At 41.6% G+C, this 20,163-nt stretch carries 24 protein-coding genes; 8 read left to right on the plus strand and 16 right to left on the minus strand.

Annotated elements, in window-relative coordinates; all coding sequences use genetic code 11:
- The 4 genes from H5993_RS01560 to H5993_RS01575 form a co-directional block, all read right to left on the minus strand.
- On the minus strand, nucleotides 1-938 hold a 938-nt coding region (locus H5993_RS01560; RefSeq protein ID WP_204775970.1), incomplete at its 3' end, for a transposase.
- 241 nt (nucleotides 939-1,179) lie between these two features.
- The gene (locus tag H5993_RS01565; RefSeq protein ID WP_204775971.1) at nucleotides 1,180-2,166 is read right to left on the minus strand and encodes a LacI family DNA-binding transcriptional regulator; all 987 of its coding nucleotides are present in this window, start codon (nucleotides 2,164-2,166) and stop codon (nucleotides 1,180-1,182) included.
- A 53-nt stretch (nucleotides 2,167-2,219) separates the two neighbouring features.
- Nucleotides 2,220-3,671, minus strand: a complete 1,452-nt coding sequence (locus tag H5993_RS01570; protein WP_180871003.1) for a UDP-glucose--hexose-1-phosphate uridylyltransferase — start codon at nucleotides 3,669-3,671, stop codon at nucleotides 2,220-2,222.
- Nucleotides 3,672-3,784: 113 nt separating this feature from the next.
- On the minus strand, nucleotides 3,785-4,951 hold the full coding sequence (locus H5993_RS01575) for a galactokinase (RefSeq protein WP_204775972.1): 1,167 nt from the start codon (nucleotides 4,949-4,951) through the stop codon (nucleotides 3,785-3,787).
- Nucleotides 4,952-5,120: 169 nt separating this feature from the next.
- On the opposite strand from H5993_RS01575, the gene H5993_RS01580 reads away from it, so the two are divergent.
- Genes H5993_RS01580 through H5993_RS01595 form a run of 4 tightly spaced genes read left to right on the plus strand, consistent with a single transcriptional unit; the run spans nucleotide 5,121 to nucleotide 7,654 of the window.
- Nucleotides 5,121-6,077, plus strand: a complete 957-nt coding sequence (locus tag H5993_RS01580) for an SGNH/GDSL hydrolase family protein (RefSeq protein ID WP_180871007.1) — start codon at nucleotides 5,121-5,123, stop codon at nucleotides 6,075-6,077.
- Nucleotides 6,077-6,862: a tyrosine-protein phosphatase gene (locus H5993_RS01585; RefSeq protein ID WP_180871009.1), complete on the plus strand. Its 786-nt coding sequence runs from the start codon at nucleotides 6,077-6,079 to the stop codon at nucleotides 6,860-6,862. The genes H5993_RS01580 and H5993_RS01585 overlap by 1 nt, the downstream gene beginning before the upstream one ends.
- Nucleotides 6,863-6,900: 38 nt before the next feature.
- The gene (locus tag H5993_RS01590) at nucleotides 6,901-7,413 is read left to right on the plus strand and encodes a YbhB/YbcL family Raf kinase inhibitor-like protein (protein ID WP_204775973.1); all 513 of its coding nucleotides are present in this window, start codon (nucleotides 6,901-6,903) and stop codon (nucleotides 7,411-7,413) included.
- Nucleotides 7,414-7,429: 16 nt separating this feature from the next.
- Complete coding sequence (locus H5993_RS01595) at nucleotides 7,430-7,654, plus strand: hypothetical protein (RefSeq protein WP_180871012.1); 225 nt, start codon at nucleotides 7,430-7,432, stop codon at nucleotides 7,652-7,654.
- A 308-nt stretch (nucleotides 7,655-7,962) separates the two neighbouring features.
- On the opposite strand, the gene H5993_RS01600 is transcribed toward H5993_RS01595, so the two are convergent.
- The 4 genes from H5993_RS01600 to H5993_RS01615 all read right to left on the minus strand — a co-directional run bounded on the left by H5993_RS01600 (nucleotide 7,963) and on the right by H5993_RS01615 (nucleotide 10,690).
- On the minus strand, nucleotides 7,963-8,697 hold the full coding sequence (locus tag H5993_RS01600; protein ID WP_204775974.1) for an amino acid ABC transporter ATP-binding protein: 735 nt from the start codon (nucleotides 8,695-8,697) through the stop codon (nucleotides 7,963-7,965).
- 3 nt (nucleotides 8,698-8,700) lie between these two features.
- Nucleotides 8,701-9,396 (minus strand): amino acid ABC transporter permease, encoded by a 696-nt coding sequence (locus H5993_RS01605; protein WP_180871016.1) that lies wholly within the window; start codon nucleotides 9,394-9,396, stop codon nucleotides 8,701-8,703.
- Nucleotides 9,397-9,475: 79 nt separating this feature from the next.
- Complete coding sequence (locus H5993_RS01610) at nucleotides 9,476-10,273, minus strand: transporter substrate-binding domain-containing protein (protein ID WP_204775975.1); 798 nt, start codon at nucleotides 10,271-10,273, stop codon at nucleotides 9,476-9,478.
- Nucleotides 10,274-10,366: 93 nt separating this feature from the next.
- On the minus strand, nucleotides 10,367-10,690 hold the full coding sequence (locus H5993_RS01615; RefSeq protein ID WP_204775976.1) for a hypothetical protein: 324 nt from the start codon (nucleotides 10,688-10,690) through the stop codon (nucleotides 10,367-10,369).
- A 74-nt stretch (nucleotides 10,691-10,764) separates the two neighbouring features.
- Between H5993_RS01615 and greA the strand changes: the two genes are divergently transcribed.
- Together greA and pnuC are read left to right on the plus strand one after the other, a co-directional pair.
- Nucleotides 10,765-11,241: a transcription elongation factor GreA gene (gene greA / locus H5993_RS01620; protein ID WP_204775977.1), complete on the plus strand. Its 477-nt coding sequence runs from the start codon at nucleotides 10,765-10,767 to the stop codon at nucleotides 11,239-11,241.
- A 226-nt stretch (nucleotides 11,242-11,467) separates the two neighbouring features.
- Complete coding sequence (gene pnuC / locus H5993_RS01625; RefSeq protein ID WP_204775978.1) at nucleotides 11,468-12,217, plus strand: nicotinamide riboside transporter PnuC; 750 nt, start codon at nucleotides 11,468-11,470, stop codon at nucleotides 12,215-12,217.
- Nucleotides 12,218-12,524: 307 nt separating this feature from the next.
- Here the strand turns inward: pnuC and H5993_RS01630 are convergent, their stop codons facing one another.
- From H5993_RS01630 to H5993_RS01655, 6 genes are all read right to left on the minus strand, one after another.
- On the minus strand, nucleotides 12,525-13,031 hold the full coding sequence (locus H5993_RS01630) for an O-acetyl-ADP-ribose deacetylase (RefSeq protein ID WP_204775979.1): 507 nt from the start codon (nucleotides 13,029-13,031) through the stop codon (nucleotides 12,525-12,527).
- Between the two features lie 5 nt (nucleotides 13,032-13,036).
- Nucleotides 13,037-14,932 (minus strand): M13 family metallopeptidase, encoded by a 1,896-nt coding sequence (locus tag H5993_RS01635; RefSeq protein ID WP_204775980.1) that lies wholly within the window; start codon nucleotides 14,930-14,932, stop codon nucleotides 13,037-13,039.
- A gap of 117 nt (nucleotides 14,933-15,049) precedes the next feature.
- Nucleotides 15,050-16,360, minus strand: coding sequence for a solute carrier family 23 protein (locus tag H5993_RS01640; protein ID WP_204775981.1), 1,311 nt, complete (start codon nucleotides 16,358-16,360; stop codon nucleotides 15,050-15,052).
- 158 nt (nucleotides 16,361-16,518) lie between these two features.
- Entirely contained in the window at nucleotides 16,519-16,689 is a 171-nt protein-coding gene (locus tag H5993_RS01645) for a hypothetical protein (RefSeq protein ID WP_180871039.1), read from the minus strand.
- 3 nt (nucleotides 16,690-16,692) lie between these two features.
- Entirely contained in the window at nucleotides 16,693-17,376 is a 684-nt protein-coding gene (locus tag H5993_RS01650; protein ID WP_204775982.1) for an NAD(P)H-dependent oxidoreductase, read from the minus strand.
- A gap of 1 nt (nucleotide 17,377) precedes the next feature.
- Nucleotides 17,378-17,698: a DUF7671 family protein gene (locus H5993_RS01655; protein ID WP_204775983.1), complete on the minus strand. Its 321-nt coding sequence runs from the start codon at nucleotides 17,696-17,698 to the stop codon at nucleotides 17,378-17,380.
- Between the two features lie 83 nt (nucleotides 17,699-17,781).
- Here H5993_RS01655 and H5993_RS01660 point away from each other — a divergent pair, with 83 nt between their 5' ends.
- Nucleotides 17,782-18,417, plus strand: coding sequence for an NAD(P)H-hydrate epimerase (locus tag H5993_RS01660; RefSeq protein ID WP_180872181.1), 636 nt, complete (start codon nucleotides 17,782-17,784; stop codon nucleotides 18,415-18,417).
- Nucleotides 18,418-18,521: 104 nt separating this feature from the next.
- Here H5993_RS01660 and efp read toward each other — a convergent pair whose 3' ends face one another.
- The gene (gene efp / locus H5993_RS01665) at nucleotides 18,522-19,079 is read right to left on the minus strand and encodes an elongation factor P (protein ID WP_180871045.1); all 558 of its coding nucleotides are present in this window, start codon (nucleotides 19,077-19,079) and stop codon (nucleotides 18,522-18,524) included.
- A 101-nt stretch (nucleotides 19,080-19,180) separates the two neighbouring features.
- Nucleotides 19,181-19,801, minus strand: a complete 621-nt coding sequence (locus H5993_RS01670; RefSeq protein WP_204775984.1) for an LVIS_2131 family protein — start codon at nucleotides 19,799-19,801, stop codon at nucleotides 19,181-19,183.
- A gap of 142 nt (nucleotides 19,802-19,943) precedes the next feature.
- On the opposite strand from H5993_RS01670, the gene H5993_RS01675 reads away from it, so the two are divergent.
- Nucleotides 19,944-20,132, plus strand: a complete 189-nt coding sequence (locus tag H5993_RS01675; protein ID WP_180871048.1) for an LBP_cg2779 family protein — start codon at nucleotides 19,944-19,946, stop codon at nucleotides 20,130-20,132.
- The last annotated feature ends 31 nt before the right edge of the window (nucleotides 20,133-20,163 follow it).

The raw sequence follows: 20,163 nt of genomic DNA on the forward strand, positions 1-20,163 counted from the left end.
AAACTTTGCCAATCAAGATCTGTCCGATCTTTTAGCACATAGCGCCAATAACGCTTAAGCGCTCTTGATAAAGCAGGGTTAGACTCCTTAACTGCCTTCATCGTTTGAATCCGGATTTGATTTACTGCCCGGTATGCTTGGGCAATGATATGAAATCGGTCGGCGACAATAAGGGCATTTGGAAATAGATCACGGACAATCGTCCGATATGGCTGATACAAGTCGACAATGACAAGCTTGACTTTGGCTCGGGCATGAAAGTCATACCGATAGAAATACTTCCTAAGCGCGTAGCTATTTCTTGACTCAATAATATCCAGTAATTCATGTGTTTGCGGGTTCATCAGTGCCATACTCATTTGAGTTGCGGCGAATTTACCGGAACTAAAGTCATCAAAAGCAATTACTGGTGGTAAAAATTTATAATTCGCCTTAAACTGAGGAGCTAGTTGCGGGAAAAGCCGATTTACTGTTCCTTCGGAAATGTGCAGGTTGGCAGAAATATCTTTAACGGAGCGTTTTTCTGTTAGGGCCAGAAGCGCCTGTTGTTTCACTTTATCAAGAATCTGATGATTCTTATCAATTCCGTGAATCCGTGCAAGGTCAGTAGTTAATTCGGGACACCCTTCCTGTCGCGGACAAATGTATTTCTGCTTTTCAACTACTAGAATTGTGGGCAACCCCGCAATGTCGAGTCCTTTCAAATAAACAGTTTTAAAACCATTCTTTCGCATTAAACGCCCACAATGTGGACAAGCTGAAGGATATGATTGTCGTAAATAAACTTCATTGTGCGTCATTCGTTCAAATTGATGGTGAACTGATTGTGAGCTGGGGACAGCTTGAATCACCTTTATCCGCTCACTATCCTTGAATTTGGGGCTAAATTTAATCAAGTTGTCTGTTAATCCCGTTAGATTTTTGATATACTCATTCATGGAGACGGTCCTTTCTTTTTTGAGAGACGGGGGACAGCCGTCTTCTTTTTTTATACATAAAATCCCCTAAATCAAAAAAATTGGTACTGCTAGGATTTTACTCCTATCAGTACCAAATATTGTAGACCCGAATTTTCCCTAACCTCACCCTTTTTAATGTTCTCACTACACTAATAAAAGCCAGGATGAAGTATCATGTACGAAAACTTCATCCTGGCTTTTTCTAAATTATCGGTCTAACTTACAGTTCTGCACTTTGACGCTGAACTAGGCTTGTTCCGACCACAACCCGTTGAGGGGCAAGATCAGAAACCGTTAGACGTTGATGGAGTAAAGCAACCCCCATTGCGGCCATTTGTTCAGTTGGCACCCGAATTGCGGAAAGTGGTGGATACATATAACGCGCTACACTGGTATCGTTGAAAGTTACAATCGCAATTTCATTTGGAATTGCTAAGTTAGCTTCATGGATTGCTCGCAAGGCCCCAACCGTCATCACATCATTAGCCACAATCACTGCCCGGGGCCGCTGTTTCGGTCCTAAAGCTAATAAGGCTTGCATTTCTTGATAACCACTCGCTTCCGAATAATCACCCGTTCTTAGCGATTCTGGCTTAAACTGTGAGCCCATCGCTGCTTTAAAGGCACTTTCTCGCTCGTCAACAACTGGCTTGCCATCTGTGGTTGTTTCATGCCCAGCAATCATGCCAACGCTCTGGTAGTGAGCTAATAAGGCTTGGGTGGCCTGAGTTATTCCCCCTTCAAAATCAGGAACTACGCAATCATACCCTTGTGATAGGACATCGCTGTCAATTACCACTAGCTCTTTTGAAACGGCTCGCATCCGTTTTAATTGCGCAACACTAAACTTCCCGAGGGCAATAATCCCCGCAGTATCTTTTGGAATCTGGGCTAGATTATTGGCAAACACCGTTTCCGTAACTAAGCCAGCCTCCTGGGCTTCTTTCTCGACATTAATCCGGATATTCAGGTAATACAAATCCGTTAGCTCTTGCATTTCCGGGTACCACTGAACAATCACGACTTTATGCCGGGTAACGTTATCACGGCGGCGGCGTTTAGTATATGACAACTCTTCCGCAATGGTTAAAATCCGCTTCCGGGTTTCTTCGCTCACTGCTAACTGCGGATCATCATTCAAAACGCGCGAAACCGTTGCTAAAGAAACGTCTGCTCGCTTTGCGATATCCCGTAATGTTACTGCCATCTATAACACCTCCCGTGAACACCTAAATCATATTTTTCAATTGTCTTACAAGTTTAGAGAATTTGCAAGAAACGTTCCCAACCGGCTTGACCAGCTTCATCATTCTTGAAGACTCCAGCATCAGCTAAAACATCCCCAAAGACTTGGGCTACTTCTTCGTGTAAAACTTGTTCCACATTATCCTTAGTAATTTCCCGCCGAGATTGAACTTCTTTAGCCCATGGAAGATGAGCATCCGTAATTTCATTAGCTTCCCCAAGCCAGAATTTCTTAACTTCGTTTAATTCGCTCTTCAACCGGGCAGGTAAGATTGCCCGCCCCATAACTTCAATTAAACCAATATTCTCTTTCTTAATGTGCCATTTTTCAGCGTGAGGGTGGAAAATCCCTAGTGGATAATCATCATTAGTATTGTTATCGCGTAAAACAAGGTCCAAGACGTAAGCTGTACCTTCCCGGTGCATAATCGGTGTAACCGTGTGGTGGCGTTCGCCATCAACTCCAAAGGCCTTAATTTGGAGACTCTCGTCATCATAGTGGTTCCACTTATCCATGATGTAAGTTCCTAATTGAATTAATTGAATTGTGTCTTCACTCGTTAAACGAATATCACTCATCGGCCAATCAACGACCCCGGCTTTTACCGCTGGAAAATCTGAGAAGTGAAGCGGTTTTTTAATTTTAGCCTTCATCATTGGAAAGGTGTGCCGGCCACCTTGGTAGTGTTCGTGGGCTAACATTGAACCCCCAACAATTGGCAAATCAGCGTTACTCCCAACAAAGTAGTGTGGGAATTGCCGTTCAATTTCAACCAAGTTGATCAAAGTCTGTTGATCAATCTTCATCGGTTCGTGCTTAGTGTCCAGAAAGATACAGTGTTCATTGAAGTAGGCGTATGGTGAGTATTGCATCCCCCATTTTTGCCCGCCAACGTTTAACCGGATCACCCGATGGTTACTCCGCGCTGCTTGACCTAACCGACCCAAATACCCCTCGTTTTCAAGGCAAAGGGCGCATTGTGGATACTTCTTAGCAGTTGCATGAGCCGCTGCCGCAATGGCCTTTGGATCTTTTTCAGGCTTCGAAAGGTTAATTGTAATTTCCAGCTCGTTCCCATCTTTAACCTTCTCATTAAAGACCACATTTTTCTTGATGGCGTCAACCTTAACATAGTCGTTATTGGTACAAAGATTGTAAAACCAATCGGTGGCCGTTTCTGGTGAGACAATATGCTTTTGCCAAAATTCATGGTTGATCACACTTGGCCGCGGTGTCATCAAATCGTAAAGTTGATCGTTCAAGATTTCCCGTGCCGTTTGCCCATCTTCGATCTTACCTCGACTAACCGCTAATTCAATAAGCTGTGGAACTAACTTACCTTCCTTGGCTGGAACATCTTCATCCCCAACTAAGGCCCGAATCTTATTTTCAACGTAAACCTTGTCTAATGCTTCAAAAGCGCCAGCATCAATTGTTTCTTGTGCGAATTCAGCAATTACACCCATATTTAAAATTCCCCTCACTATCTTTTTTGCTCGCTCTAATAAAAATAACGCCCACCGCTACCCACCAGTGGCGCGAAGGCGTTATTTGCGTCGTTTTAGGTTAGTAGCCAAGATTAAAGCTTGTGTGGCCCATCCACGATTTCAGCATCGTAGAAGCTAGCCGCGTAGCCCACTTTTTCTTCGTAGATCTTACCAACCTTTTCCTTCAAGTTTTCAGCTTGATCCTTCTTAACAATCGCAATGGCACTTCCAGCGAAGCCCCCACCAATCATCCGAGCACCAAGAACTCCTGGTTGTTGCCATGCAGCTTCAGCTAAGGTATCCAATTCCATCCCCGAAACTTCATAATCATAGTGAAGAGAGACGTGTGAAGCGTTGATTAAACGACCAAGCTTTTCAAGGTCCCCAGCCTTCATGGCTTCAGTCGCCTTGACTGTCCGTTCATTTTCAAAGACAGCATGGCGAGCCCGGCGAAGCAAAACATCATCATTAATTAAGTAGGAGTATTCATCAAAGGTTTCGGAATCCAATTCCCCAAGGGTTTGGATATCCAACTTGGTTTGGAGCCGCTTAACAGCTTCTTGACATTGGGCAACCCGCTCATTATAAGCTGAACCAGCCAAAGAGTGCTTTTTATTTGTACTCATAATAACAATCTCGTAGTCGCCAAGTTCAAGCGGCATGTATTTGTATTCCAAAGTATTGCAGTCAAGGAAGATGGCATTATCCTTCTTTCCCATTCCAACCGCAAATTGGTCCATGATTCCGGAATTTAAACCAACGAAATCATTTTCCGTTTTTTGACCAAGCTTAACAAGGTCTAATTGTTCAATATCAAGCTTAAATTCTTCCTTTAAAACTTCCCCCATTAACATTTCAATAGAAGCAGAAGAGGAAAGCCCTGCCCCATAAGGGAGATTCCCATGAACTAAGAGGTTAAACCCGTGGTCAATCTTGTATCCCCTTTGGCGAAGGTATACTAACATTCCCTTGAAGTAGTTGGTCCACTTCCGATCGTCTTCAGTTTCTGGCTTGTCATCGTCAAGCTTGAAACTAACAATCTTACCGTCCATATTCAAGGAAGCCAATTGAACTTCATCATCATCCCGGGGACCATAAGTAGCGTAAGTCCCCAAGCTAATTGCGCATGGGAAAACCCGACCTCCATTGTAATCGGTATGTTCCCCAATCACATTAATCCGGCCTGGTGAGAAAAAGACATCTTGACCTGCTGTGTGAAAATTTTCTTCATAGCTCTTGAGCAGTTCTTCCTTCTTCATTTTATTAACCTCCAAAAATTCCATGGTTAAATTTAATAAAACTTTACTAAAATAATGTTACTCTCCTTTTTTACCCTGGTCAAGATACCGCTTACATTTTTTGGGAAATTTCTTCTAATTCGTGATGTTAACTGGTCTTACGGTATAATTAAAAAGTGGAGGTAAAATTATGAAAACTTTAAGTCCAAAGCAATTAATAACCGCAACCTATCCAGGAAGTCGGTGGCAAGTAAGGACTTTTGAACATCAACCAAGCTTGTATACCCCATTACTCGGCAATTTTTTTACCATTAAACTTCACCAAAGCCCGTCAATTACGATAAAAAGTCAAAACCGGGCTAACCAGTATAGTCCTAACGCTAAATTTGTTATTAAAATTAATAATGGTAATTGGTCTAGCTTTTACGCTGGCCACCCCTTTACCATTTCTCTTCCTGAAACTGCAATTGTTACCATTATGACCGGTGGTAATTGTGACTTAGATCAAGTCTGGAAAAATCACCAAGGCTTTGCCTTAACCGGAATTGAAATTGCTGACAAAGCACAATGGCAACCCATCGTTACTGTTCCTCAAGTTACGGTCATTGGTGATTCAATTACCGCCGGTTGCTGGGTTGGTGGCAAGCACGCGAGCATCGACTATCATCCAGAAAGTAATTACATCGGGATTGCTAGTAGAGAACTACAAATGCCCATTGGGCGGATTGCCTACTCCGCAGCTGGCTTTCTTCGTTCTGGAACTGGTCAAGTTCCCCCAGCCATTCATTGGCTCACCCACATCGATACCCAAGCCACTTGCCCCTTACCCACTAGCCAGTGGATCATCGTTAATTTAGGGGTGAATGACCGGCAGTTTAGTTCGCATGAATTTTTGCTAGCTGCTCAAACCTACTTCTCCCAACTAAAAAAACATTTCAATGGTCAAATCGCTATCTTAATTCCCTTTGCCCAAGCCTTTGCTTCGGAGTTACATCAGTTGGGCCGTGACTTCAACTTTCCGGTTATCGAAACGGCTGGTTGGTTAACCTCAACAACCGATGGCCTTCATCCGGATCAAGCTGGATCAATTACGCTTGGCAAACATTTTGCAAATGCACTTCAAAATTTACTGGAAGGAGAAAACTAATGACGAATCGGCTTTTACCAATCACCAAGGGCTATAACTTTCGGGACTTAGGTGGTTACCAAACTACCAGTGGAAAAAAAGTTAAATGGCGGCGCTTACTCCGGAGTGGTAAACTAGCAGATCTGGATTCGCAAGATTTAATGATTTTAACGGATTTTAATTTAGTCGCCGACATCGATCTCCGTTCCCCCGCAGAAGTTAAAACCGATCCAGACCATTACCCAAGCCAAACCAAATATTACTTTAACCCCATTTTCGACACTGATAAAACTCGTTCTTCTAAAGGTTTAGCTGGCTATGGCCCGAAGGCTGATGTTGAACCTAACGTTGGTTACCACCACATGAAAAATGTTTATCATGAAATGATCACTTTTCCTAGTGGTCAGGCAGCTTTCAAGAAGTTGTTCGAAATCGCTCTCAGCCTTAACGATGATGAAAGTTTAATTTTTCATTGTACCGCTGGGAAGGATCGGACAGGCGTTTCCGCTGCGCTTCTATTAGCCACACTTGGAGTTCCCAAAGCAACCATTCAGGCTGACTATTTACTTTCCAACCAAACTACTAAAACTATCATCGATAAAATGGTTCAGCAAATTAAAGCTTCCGGCCGCAATGACTTTTTCTTGCAGAACTTTCGGGCGGTCGCTGGGGTTAACCTCGATTATCTCAATGAGGCTTTTAACACGATTGATAATCAATTTGGAGGCTTAGAAGAATTCTTGACGACCACTCTCGGACTCAGTAGAACCGACCTGCAGGATTTTCGTGTTAAGTTTACCCAATAGGTTATAATGGTAGTAAGTAAACAGAAAGAGGTGGCAAAATGGAAATTTCAGTTGCGCTAAAAAATCAACATCTGCCTGACCGCTTCACAAAGCACGCACCAGCTACAGATATTTATCATGGAGTCCCCAACCGCTCCTTCCCCATCCAGATTAAGGATGTGCCAACTGGTACTAAGTCATTAGCCTTAACTTTTGTGGATTTTGATTCAATTCCAGTTTGTGGCTTTACTTGGATTCATTGGTTAGCCGCTAACCTTCCCGTTAAATGGGAAATCATTCCAGAAAATGCCAGCTTTGATCCTGAATTACGAAAGCAATTTGTCCAAGGCAAAAACAGTAGTGCCAACAAATTTGCGCCACGGGAAGCTGATATCCAAGTTGGGTACAATGGCCCCCAACCACCAGATAAAACCCATAATTACACCCTAACGGTCTATGCCCTTGATACAAAGCTGCCACTGCAAGATGGTTACTGGCTCAACGAATTCCGCCGGGCCATCCAGGGGCATGTCCTAGTAAAGACAAAACTTGAACTTCCTTGCCAAGCTTAATGAAAGGACTGATTTGATGGATAATCGTATTTTCTTTAACCCCGGCGATTCAATCGCCAACATTCATGATTATGATGAAGCGGTGCGGAAAGGACAAATTTACAAAAAAGAAAAGCACATTGATGACCTCGTAATTGCTAAGGGGCCAGACGACGAAGAATACGCCATCTTTTATGCTAAGGATGCTCTTCCAGCCGACCACAAAGCTTCAAAGCCTTATGATGTCCGGCGAAAACTTTAAATTATAAAGAGGATGAGAGAGGCTGGGAAAAAACTCCTAGTCCAAAGTAAAAACCGGATGATGAATTTCTTGAACAATTCATCATCCGGTTTTTATGTACACAGGAAGTCGCTCCTGATATGATGTAATTTTAGCTCAAAACAAACAAAAAGGAGCGATTTCCATGCATCAAAATTATACCATAAGGCAAACCAAATTCGTACTAAACTATAACTATGATTTACCACAGAAGCTCACTTTCATCTCCGAATATTACTCAGCAACTACGGTCAAAGAGCTTTTTTTCCATCCATTCCTCTTTTATAAAATCAGAACTTCATTGCATCCAAGAAATTAGCAATCCGCTCAGTTGGGCGGTTAAAGAATTCATCACTCGTCCCAGCAAATTCGATCCGGCCTTCCTCAACAAAAACGATCTTATCGGCAACCCGCCGGGCAAATTCCATGTTGTGAGTTACCACAATTATTGAGTGTTGGCTTTTTGCTAGGTCCTGTAGTACCCGGAGGACTTGGGCTTCAAGTTCAGGGTCTAAGGCGCTTGTGGGTTCATCAAACAAAATGTAGTAAGGATTCATGGCCAGCGCCCGACAAATCGAAATTCGTTGTTGTTGCCCCCCGGAAAGTTGACTTGGATATCGGTTTGCCGTATCAGCTAACCCAACTTGTTCCAGTAACTCCATTGCGTGATTTTCAGCTACCGTCTTATTTTGTTTCAGAACATGAATTGGACCTTCTGTGATGTTACGTAAGATCGTTAAGTGAGGGAAAAGGTTCCAACTCTGAAAAACCATTGCTGTTTTCCGGCGTAAAGCTAAAATTTCATGATTGCTTAGATTATTACTAAAATCAACGGTTAAATCACCAATGGTCATCATTCCCTTTTGTGGGCGTTCCAAAAGATTAATTGCCCGCAACAACGTTGATTTTCCAGCGCCCGATGGACCTAAAATCACCGTCGTTTCCTGTTCTGGAAATTCAACAGTAATATTATCCAATGCATGATGTTCTTTGTATTGCTTGTCAACGTTCGTTAACTTAATCATTCCTTATTCCCCCTCGGCAACCTCATACCGGTTGGCCCTTTTTTCTAACAGATGCTGTAAGATTGTTAAAATTGTACAGAAAACAGCATAAACCGCTGCTACAATCGAATACATTAGTAATGGTTGATAGTTATGCGAAGCGATTTGTTGACTAACCATGAACATTTCTAAAATCGTAATTGAGCTTGCCAAAGAAGTATCCTTAACTAGACCAATAAATGAGTTTGAAAGTGGTGGTAGCGCCACCCGTAACGCTTGGGGGAAGATGATTAAGAAAAGCACCTGAGAATACGTCATTCCCAATGAATAGGCTGCTTCCCACTGTGAACTTGGCAGCGAACTAATCGCTCCCCGAATCGTTTCTGAAGCATACGCTCCGGTATTTAAGGAGAAGGTAATAATTCCAGCCGTCCAAGCATTAAACTGAATACCAATATTTGGTAATCCAAAGAAAACAATAAACAATTGAACTAGTAATGGTGTTGACCGGAAAAGCCAAACATAAAAAGAGAAAATCAATTTACCAAGGTACCAAATCCCCTTTACTAAACCATTTCCACGTGGCTTCGAGATTCGGATCAAAGCTGTAATCGCTGCAATCACTAACCCAATTGCAAATGATATCACCGCAATTGGAATAGTATATTTAATTCCCGCCCACACAATTTCTGGGGTGGTACTTCGAATAATTTCCCACATAAGCATTCCTTTCTAATTTGCAAAAGGGCCGTAACAAAAGTTCCCCTTTGCCACGACCCAATTCTAGTCCTTATCTGAGTTACTTATTAGTGATATCACCATTAAAGTACTTTTCAGATAATTGCTTTAACGTTCCATCTTTCCGTAATTCAGCCAAGGCCTTATTAACCTTCTTTTGAAGTCCTTTATTATTCTTACCCATCAAAATCCCAATCGATTGTTCCGGAATCTTGTTAGTTGGCACTTCAGCATACTTCAAATCACTTGCACCAGTTGACTTTTGGTAGTAAAGAAAGGCTTCTTTAGAATTCAAAGCCGCTTCAACTCGTCCCTGCCGAATTAGACTCATTGAGGTCGAAAAGTCACTCGAAGCAACTGTTTGGCCCTTAAACTTCTTAACGTTATCAGCATTTGCCGTTCCAGTGCCGGCAGCAATCTTCTTACCTTTAATATCATTGATTGACTTAATGGTTGTATTATCCTTCTTCATAATCAAAGCGGACTTTGAGTAAATGTAAGGGTCAGAGAAAAGATAAGCTTTTTTCCGGTCAGGAGTCATCGCAATGTCGTTAATTGCCATATCCAATTTTTTGGAACCAACTCCGGCAATTAATGAATCCCACTTGGTTGGGACGATCTTTACCTTGTACCCCATCTTCTTACCCAGCTTTTGTGCCAATTCGACTTCAAAACCTGTTAATTTTCCGTTTTCCCGGTAGGAGTAAGGAGCATAAGTTCCTTCCATCCCAACAGTGATGGTTCCCTTCTTAACCAATTGTGGTTGACTGGAATTAGCTTGTTTACCACACGCTGCCAAGCCCACTACCATCAATACCCCGGCAACTGCAATCCCCAAGCGTTTCATCCATTTTTTCATCGGGAAAATCCTCCTTTATTTTTAAAAAAACTTACAAATAATAAGTTAATTCTAACGAAAGCCTTAAGAAAGGTCAAGCAAAGGAGCTAAATTTTATCGTCCCCGCACGATTTTTCCAACCGCTCCCTCCAAGCGATCAATCACCGCATCTGCATCCGTTTGGAAATCCGTTACCCAGTCTTTTTCTGGCGTAACTTGGCCTTCCTTTTCACCCATAAAATCATAGACGACTAATGTTTGACCTTCAAGCTTAACATCATCATAGTGGCCTTCTAAAGCTTCATCCATAAAGGCCTGAAGAATTTCCTTCACCGCATCTTCTATTACTTTTTGAACACTCAATTGTTCACCACGAACTTGGTGTTGGGCAATCTTCATTGCGACTTCTTCCATGTTTTCTGGTACTTCAACACTCATGATTTTCTCCCTTCCACTTGTTTTTCGCCTTCCATCTTACCATAATTATGGTGAAAACAAATTGAGGTGAAAAAATGACAGAAATTTATTTTCAGAAAATGACCCCAGACGGATATCACGAAATTGAAGCCCAAATTGAAGCCCTAAAGCAAAAACGTCCAACGCTAATTGCTCGCCTAAAAGCCGCTCGCGCTTTAGGCGATCTTTCGGAAAATACAGAATATAGTAGTGCGAAACGGGACTTACGTCACTTAGAAAGCCGCCTTCGCTATCTTGATAAACAACTCAAATACGCGCAAATTATCAATCCTCGAAAAGACGGAAAAATTGATCTCGGTAGCTTCGTAACAATTGAGTTTTTAGACGATCATAGTCAAACCGAATACCAATTAGTTGGCCGCCAAGAAGCAAATCTCCAAGCTAACAAGCTCGCTTTTGATTCACCACTTGGTAATGCAATTAGTCATCAACAAGCAGGCGCAATCGTTACAGTTTCTGCCCCTGATGGTAATTATCAAGTTAAGATTCTTAGCATTCGATTAGCTAACTAAGAAGACTAAATTAATCATAAAACTTTTTCAAATTTAAAAGAAAAGGATTTCATTAAAACTAAGAAAGTAACTTCAACAACATATCATTCGATTAATTAACATAAATCCGCTTGTTTTCTAAGCTTAAACTGCTATACTAGTTTTCGTTGTCTTTCAGACACAATATCTTGTATTTAACTCATTTAAAGCACAAGATCTAGAAAAGAGACGAAGAGGATGATGACGAATGACAAATTATATTAACTTCCTAACCCACCAATTAAAAGGTTGGCCCAAGCAGAACTACTATCTATTTTACTTTAGTCTTGGATGCCAATTAATGACCTTAGTTAACGCGCCCATCACTTGGGTGACTGTAATTACTTTTATTGGAACTACCCTTGGTGTTCTATGCGTATTAGCCATCAACGCTGCTAAGTCCGTTAATGGTTGGCTTGGAATTTTATCTGCAATCTGTTTTATCATCGCAGGCTTTAATGCTAAAAACTATCTTAGCATTCTTGAACAACTTGCCTATGTCATTACTCTGGACATTCCAGTCCTTCTTTCTGCTAACTGGAATGTCAATATGGCGGCCAAGATCCGCCACTTTACTATCAAAAGTTGGACAATTGCAATTCTGGCAACTATTGTGGTTTACCTAGTATCAGGAAGCCTGATTGGCCGTTTTACTGATGATCCCCGGCCGTGGATTGACGCCATTAGTTTCTCAATTAGTTTAACTGCCGGCGTAATTTGTTTCCTTCGGTTTAACAACCAATACTTCTGGTGGTTAGCTTCAGGGCTTGCCCAATTAGTACTCTGGTTTGTTTCATTCCGCCAGGGATCCGCAACCCTAGCAATGGCAATTAATAGCTCTATTTACCTGATTAATGATGTTTTAGCCTTTACCATTTCACCGTGGTATAACGAAAAAGAACGGCAACGCGTAACCGCTCAAGAAAGTGCTTATGCCAAATCAATTGGCTTAGAATAGTGATGTTTCATGTGAAACAAAAACAAAGAGGCCGGGAAGAAACATGAGTTTCTTCCCGGCCCTTTTTGTCATCTCCGAATGTTACTCAGTAACTAAGGTCAAAGCAGTAGCTGAATGGCAGTTACTTCCCTAACGGTCGCACCAACCGATTCAGCCTTGCATGGGCTCACAAACGCCAAACCAGTTGGCTGGTTCGCTCCGAAGCACGACCTTAGCGGATAGGGGGCGAATAAAAGGACAATTTTAATAGATCAACCTTCGTCCTTCTTATCCCAACTAGGCCGTCAAGGAGCTTTCTCCATCCTCTTTATTTTCTCTTCACAGCACCTAAGTATGCTTGATAGGTTTGTAAATCGAAACAAACCATTGTTACTTCGAGTTGTGGATACTGCTCTAATACCGTTTTGATCGTTTTCACTGCAACCTTAGCTGCTTCTTCGAGGGGATAAGCATAGACACCCGTACTAATTGAAGGAAAAGCGATCGTTTGGCAACCATTTTTGATTGCTAATTCCAAACTATTCCGATATGAATTAGCTAGTAAAATTGCTTCATTATGGTTACCACCCTGCCAAATCGGCCCAGGTGTATGAATAACGTAGTGAGCTGGTAGTTCAAAGCCCGGCGTAATTCGTGCTTCTCCAGTCGGGCAACCATGTAAACGAGCACAAGCAACGTCTAATGCTGGGCCAGCTACCCGGTGAATAGCGCCATCGACCCCACCGCCTCCCAGTAAGGTTGTATTCGCCGCATTAACAATTGCATCAACTTTTTCCTTGGTAATATCGCCAAGTTTAATCGTAAACTTAGCCATGATGATCACCAAATATTAACTCGTTTTTCTGGTGCCAAGTACATCGGGTCACCTGGTTGGATATCAAAGGCTTCATAAAAATCAGCTAGATTCTTAACTTGCACATTTGCCCGTAACTTCTGGGGTGCGTGAACATCAATCGAGAGCAACAATTGTTGATATTCTTTCCGAGCCTTAGTCCGCCAAATCCGGGCCCAGTTAATAAAGAAGGCCTGGGTATCAAAATCTGCTTCTTTTTTAGCGGCACTCAGGGCACAACTCAAGCCGCCAGCGTCAGCAATATTTTCGGAAACCGTCAACTTCCCATTTACTTTTTGACCAGCAAACGGTAAACCATCAAACTCATCAATCATCGCTTGCGCTAATTGTTTAAAGTGGGCCGCATCTTCTTTGGTCCACCAGTTATTCAAATTCCCGTACTCGTCAAACAAGGAACCATTGTTATCGAAAGCATGAGAAATTTCGTGAGCTATTACGGCTCCAATCCCCCCATAATTTTGACTACTACTTTGTTTCAAACTATAGAAAGGTGCTTGAAGAACAGCGGCCGGGAAAACAATAATATTCTTAAATGGATGGAAATAAGCATTGACCGTGGCTGGGCTCATTTCCCACTTCATCCGATCAACTGGCTTACCAAAATGGGCAAATTGATCCTTAGCAACAACTTTACTCATACCAACTAAATTTTCCAATAACGGTTTAGCTGGGTCGACTTTTAGTTGATCATAAATTACCGGAATCTTATCTGGGTAACCGACTTGAACCCCCAAATGTTCAAGCTTCGTAATTGCTTTTTGCCGGGTAGCTAGGCTTAGCCAATCATTTTTCTGCAAACGTTCCTCATAAACGGTAATCATTTGGTGAACCATGTGTTCAACGTCAGCCTTAGCCTCAGCGCCAAAGTATTTATGAGCATAATAACCACCGACTACTTGACTAAAGATCCCATTCGTAAGCCGATAAGCATACTTTTGTTGGTTTGGTGCTTCTTTATTTCCAGAAAGTGCCCGACCGTATTCACCGGCAAGAATCCGGAAGTCATCACTTAAGAAACCAGCTTCCCCCGTTACCCGGTTAACCACAAGCCAAGCCTTAAACTCGGCAAAATGGCCGGTCAAAATATCGTTTAAAGCTTCGTAATAAGCTGGCTCGGTGACAATAATTTGACTTGGCTTTGTGCCTACTAAGGTTGTAATCACTTGTCCTAAGTCCAGTTGATCAGTATGGGCGACAAAGTCAGCAAAACTTTGCGGATTGTACATCTTACTGTAGTCTGCTGTCTCTTCACTGCTCTTAACATGAGGGACAATTAAAGCATCAAAAGCAACTGCTTTTTCAATCAGTTCTTTAGCCTTTGCGTCTTGGTAACCGAGTTTCACCAATAATTTCAAAACCATTTGTTTCCAAAGAGCTAATAGTTGTGGTCCCTGAGAATTAGCTTTAGCATAGTAGGTCTTATCTGGCAAAATCAATCCCGGTGCACCCGCAAAAAGTGCATTTACCGTTGCATTTTTCATATCGGCATCAACATCAAAGCTAACCGGTGAAGCGTCACCTTCAAGCACCCAGTTAACAAGGTGTTCCTGTACATCTTGATAGTTCTGTAGGTTTTCAAGTTCTCCCAACCGTGCTTTCAAAGGAGTCGTTCCCTCTTTTTCTCGCCGCGCAAAATCCTTCGTTAAGGTATAAAGTTTAACTGCTTCTGCTAGCTTAGCATCAGTTGGCATTTTCTTTTCCATTTGGTCTAAATCGGCCATTAAGGTTTCTTCAATCTCATCAACCAAATCATTGAAACCACCGGTTGCGGGCTTATCAGCTGGAATCTTAGCTTGTGCTATCCAATCGCCATTTACTGCTTCATATAGATCTTGACGTACAGCTTTCAAATCAACTGCCATTTCAATCCCTCCGTTAATTTTAATCTAAATTCTATTATAACGAAGAAGCACTAAAATTAAAAAAGAGTGCTCATAAACCTTTTGGCTTACTGCACTCTATTTAAGTTTTATTAATAGTTAACCGACCGTTAATACCCACATAAAGATAATAAAAATAAAGAAGAGTCCATACATAATCGGGTGAACTTCTCGACCCCGCTTGGCTGCAATCATGCAAATTGGGTAAGTAATTAATCCTAAGGCCATCCCATCCGAAATACTATAAGTTAATGGCATCCCCAAAACAATCAAGAATGAAGGAATAGCAACTTCCAAATGTCCCCAATCAACATATTTCAATGATTGAGCCATCAAAACCCCAACAATGATCAAAGCCGGCGCTGTTACTTGGTCCGTGACCACCGTTAACAATGGTGAGAACAACATTCCAAATAAGAAGCAAATTCCTGTCACAACAGCGGTTAATCCTGAACGACCACCAACTGCAATCCCGGCAGATGATTCAACATAGGCCCCCACTGGGGAAGTCCCAAGTAATGACCCAGCTAACATCGCGGTTGAGTCTGACATTAAAGCTTTCCCAACCCGCGGCATTTGGTTGTTCTTCATGAAGCCTGCCTGTTGGGCAAGTCCAACTAAGGTCCCAGCAGTATCAAAGAAGGTTACCAATAAGAAAGTCAAGACCACAACCCACATTTGTGGAGTACTGATTTCTCCAACATGCTTAACAGCAACCCCAAACGTTGGGGCTAAACTTGGTGCACCAGAAACTAAGTGTGATGGCATTTTAATCAGGCCGGTTACTAACCCTAAAATAGAGGTTAAAAACATCCCGATAAAGATCGCTCCCGGAACTTTCCGGATCATTAAAATTGCCGTGATGATCAAGCCAAAAATGGTTAACCACGTTGTTGGCGTTGTAAAGGATCCCAAGCCAACTACTGTTGACTTGTTAGCAACGACTAGGCCCCCTTGGTGAAGCCCAAGAAAAGCAATAAATAAACCAATCCCACTAGAAATAGCATACTTTAAATCGCTCGGAATGGCATTGATAATCATTTCCCGGAGCTTAAAAATAGTGATCAAAAGGAAAATTAACGAGGCAACGAATACCCCTGACAACGCCGTTTGCCAGTTAACTCCCATCCCAATTACAACTGAGTAAGAGAAGAAAGCGTTGATTCCAAGTGCCGGAGCCGTTGCGATCGGATAACGAGCCAAAAAGCCCATCAAAAAACATCCTAAAGCACTTGCTAATGCTGTCGCCGTAAAAACGGCTCCAGTATCCATCTTAGCCGCTCCAAGAACGTTTGGATTTACAAAGAGAATATACGACATGGAAATAAAGGTTGTAATTCCTGCTAAAATTTCTCTCCGTACGGTTGTACTAAGTTTATCCAATTCAAAATAGCGATTAAGCCAAGCCACAATCTTTCTCCCTTTCTATTTTACGAACAAAATCACAAAAACTATCTTATAATATTCGTTTAGTTTTGTAAAGAAAAGCTGGAACTTTATTTAAATTTTTTCGCTAATCATCAATCAAAGGTGTGTTTTCCTTTTCTTTAAACGATAATTGTTCGTCTTTACCAATTTCGTTTACTCCACGCTCGGCCATCAAGCTCGCCTTCTGCTCGATCAATTCTTTCGGCTTGCTCCTTCAACACCCGCCTTAATTCACTCAATGTCACTTGATCAAGGTAACCAGGAAGGCGCTTTGCTAAATCCTTAAGGGTTTGATCTGTCCACTCATCCATAATTCAATATCCTTCTGTTTCCCGAACTAATCGTAAGTTATCATTTAAATCGTCTAATTGTTCTTGCTTCATTGAAAGCAACGCCGCTAGTTGCTGTAACTCTTGCTGAGCTATAGTATCCTTAGTATTAGTTTGCATGGTTGCTAGCTGTCTGGTTAACCAAGCCACGCGGTCTTTGAACCGGACTGGTTGTGGCAGGCTAAGATATTGCTGATAGGCTACCGCTAATTTTTGGCGGGCTGTATCGCTCTGGTAAGCAAATTGACTAACTACGAGTGGCGATAACCACTTCATTTTCGTTGCTAAAGCAAGTCCTTGTAAAGGTCGGAGATATTCATCAATCGTAAAAGCCTGCCTTTGACCACTTTGAAATTCCCGAATTGGTCTCCCTAAACTAACTACGATCCCAAGTTCTTTTTTAACTAATCGATCGTGTTGGGGACCAAGTAACTCTTCGTCAAACACTTCGTCAAGCCATTGTTTCATCAATGCTGGCACGCTGTACCAATAAAGCGGAAATTGTAATATTAACCGCTCGGCTTGCCAAATTAGTTGCTGTTCAGTAGCAATATCAAATGGTGCTTCAAGTTCATGGAAAGTCGCCCAGTCTTTACCAACTTGTTTTAAAAAGGGTTGAGTTTCTGAATCTGCCAATTCTGGATGGCCAATTACTACTAATGTTTTCAAATTATTTCTCCATTAAAGCTTGTCCTTGTTTTAAAGTATCAGAAGTGACCTCAACAGTTAAGAACCTTTGCATTGGGGTTTCGCTGTGACGATCTTTAAAAGCCATTGCTTCTGCTTTAAGAATTAATACCGTTAAATTATTCTCGGTGAGCATTAATTGCCCGGGATGGGTAAATTTCCCCTTTGTATGTTTTCCGATTCGCCAAGTGTGGATCTTAGCGGATCCTTCGTTGTCAAATTTAATTTGATACTTTCCAGAATTATCCATTTCAACTGGTAAACCATAAAGTTTTAAAACATCATACTGATTTTTCTTACTCAATTTAAATCAACCTCGATTCCAATAACTGCAACCGCTTTATTTCGTGGTAAGATAGTAGTACCAACATCTAGAAAGGGATGAAACTGATGACAAAAGTTGTAACCGCAAAAGAAATGCGTGCCCTTGATCACCATACCATTAATGAAGTTGGGATTCCGGCCCTCGTATTAATGGAACGGGCAGCACTAGCAATCACTGATCATATTTTAGCTTTACCAAAGGAAAAACGCCATCAAGTCGTAATTGTTGTTGGTAACGGAAATAATGGTGGTGACGGTTTGGCCGTTGCTCGTCTTTTGCATTTAGCCGGAACCCCAGTTAAACTACTTTTTGTAATGCCACCGGCACAAGCATCCGAAGAAAATCGGGTTCAACAACATACCTGTGCCTACTACCAAATTCCAGCAACCACTGATTTAGCCACGCTTAAAGACGCAACATTAATTGTTGATGCGATCTTTGGAATTGGGATTGATCGGGAAGTTACCGGCCATTACCGGGAAGTTATCGAAGCTATTAACCAAGCGCCTGCTCCAGTCGTTGCAGTTGACATTCCTTCCGGTTTAAACACTGATACTGGAGAAGCAATGGGTGTGGCTGTTAAAGCCGCTTCAACCGTTACCCTAGCATACCCCAAAATTGGCCTTACAACCCCCGACGGCGAAGAGTTTGCTGGTCGCATTGTGATTGCTGATAAAGTTGGGATCTATGATATCTAGCCTCAAAAGCAAATAATTAAGATTTAAAAACGCAAACCTAATTTGGGCATTGAAATGCCCAAATTAAAGTTTGCGTTTTTTGTATCTAAAAGCTTTCCTCTAATCTATGCCCGGGACTTGTAAGCACCATCAGCAGTGTTGACAATGATCTTATCCCCATTCTTAATGAAGGCTGGAACGTTAACAACCAATCCTGTATTCAAAGTAGCTGGCTTACCACCACCATCGATGGTTGCCCCTTTAATTTCAGGTTGGGTGTCCACAACTTCAAGGGTAACCGTAGCTGGTAATTCAACCCCAACTAATTCACTCCCAACAAATTCCATCAAAACTTCCATGTTTTCGACCAAGTACTTCTTTTCGTTAGTAATTTGAGTTTGGTCAATTTCGTATTGTTCGTAAGTTTCGAGGTCCATGAAGACAGAAGTGTTACCTTCGTCGTAAAGGTATTGGGCATTCCGCTTGTCAACATTAACTTGTTCAACCTTTTCGGATGGCCGCATCGTTGTGTGGACAATTGAACCAGAACGTAGATCTTGGATGTCCATTTGCATCAAAGTATTCCCCTTACCCGGCTTGTGGTGGTTGATTTGCAAAACTCGAAGCAACTTACCATCACGTTCAAAAACCATACCTTTTTTCAAGTCAATCGTTTGAATCATTGTTTTATCTCCTTCATTAAATGTAATTTCTTCCGTGGTTGTCATCACACAACCGTGGCATTCTTTACAATTATATCATGCAATTTTCGCATGGCTAGTTATTATTGTTCCTTTAAGAAGTTTGTTGCCGGAATTCGAATTAAAGTATACTGACCAGCTGGCCGATTAGCACGCAGGCCAATTCCGTTAATCAACGTATTCCGATAGGTTACATCCATTTCAGCAACAAAGGCATGACTAGAATTATTATCTTCATTTGTTAATTGCTTTTGATTCCATGGATATTGGCGGGCATCATTTGGAATTAAATTATCCCCGGTCACTACTGTTGCATAGTGTGAACTAACCGTATTTCGATGCGTTGCGGTTGCATAGGTATATGACGCAAGATGATGCCGACTACCTTCACTCCGGTTTCCTAACACGTAATAGTAATCATTTTCCGTTGCTATTAATTGCAATGGCGCGTAATTAGTTTTAACTTTTACTACTGTTTGATCCGTGTAGTCAACCTTACGATTAAAAGTCATGTAATACATTCCACCAACCCAAATTAAGGCAATAATTAAGAAACCAATATATTTAGCCATTAGGGTTTTATTAACGCGGTTACCAGTTTTTGCAATTAACATTAGTTGGTGAACCCGAATATAGTGGATTACCCAACACAAGTAGACTAATGCTCCCAACCAAAGGAGCCAGCCCAACCAATTCCATGTCATTCTTTTAACCATCCTTTTAGTAGTCTTTTTCTTGTTATCATCATTAAATTGTACCACATTTGGTTAATTTTTTTGAAAATGCCTTCTGCAATGGGGTAAAATATAACGAGTTACTAATTTACACCGTACTGGAGGATTTATAATGGATGAATCAAATAACCTTTCAATGGAAATCATTAACTTTGAAAAGGACCACGATATGATTGACAACCAAGTGGCATTTGGAAGCCAAATTTCAGTTGAACGAGTTCATGATATTAAGTCACAGGCCAGTGAAGCAACTGAGGAAGAAGCTGGTTTGTTACGGAAGTTTATGGCTTCACAAAAATAATTAAAAGCTAGGAAAAAACTTCTCGATGACC

This window comes from Limosilactobacillus alvi (assembly GCF_016900115.1).
GTDB lineage: Bacteria > Bacillota > Bacilli > Lactobacillales > Lactobacillaceae > Limosilactobacillus > Limosilactobacillus alvi.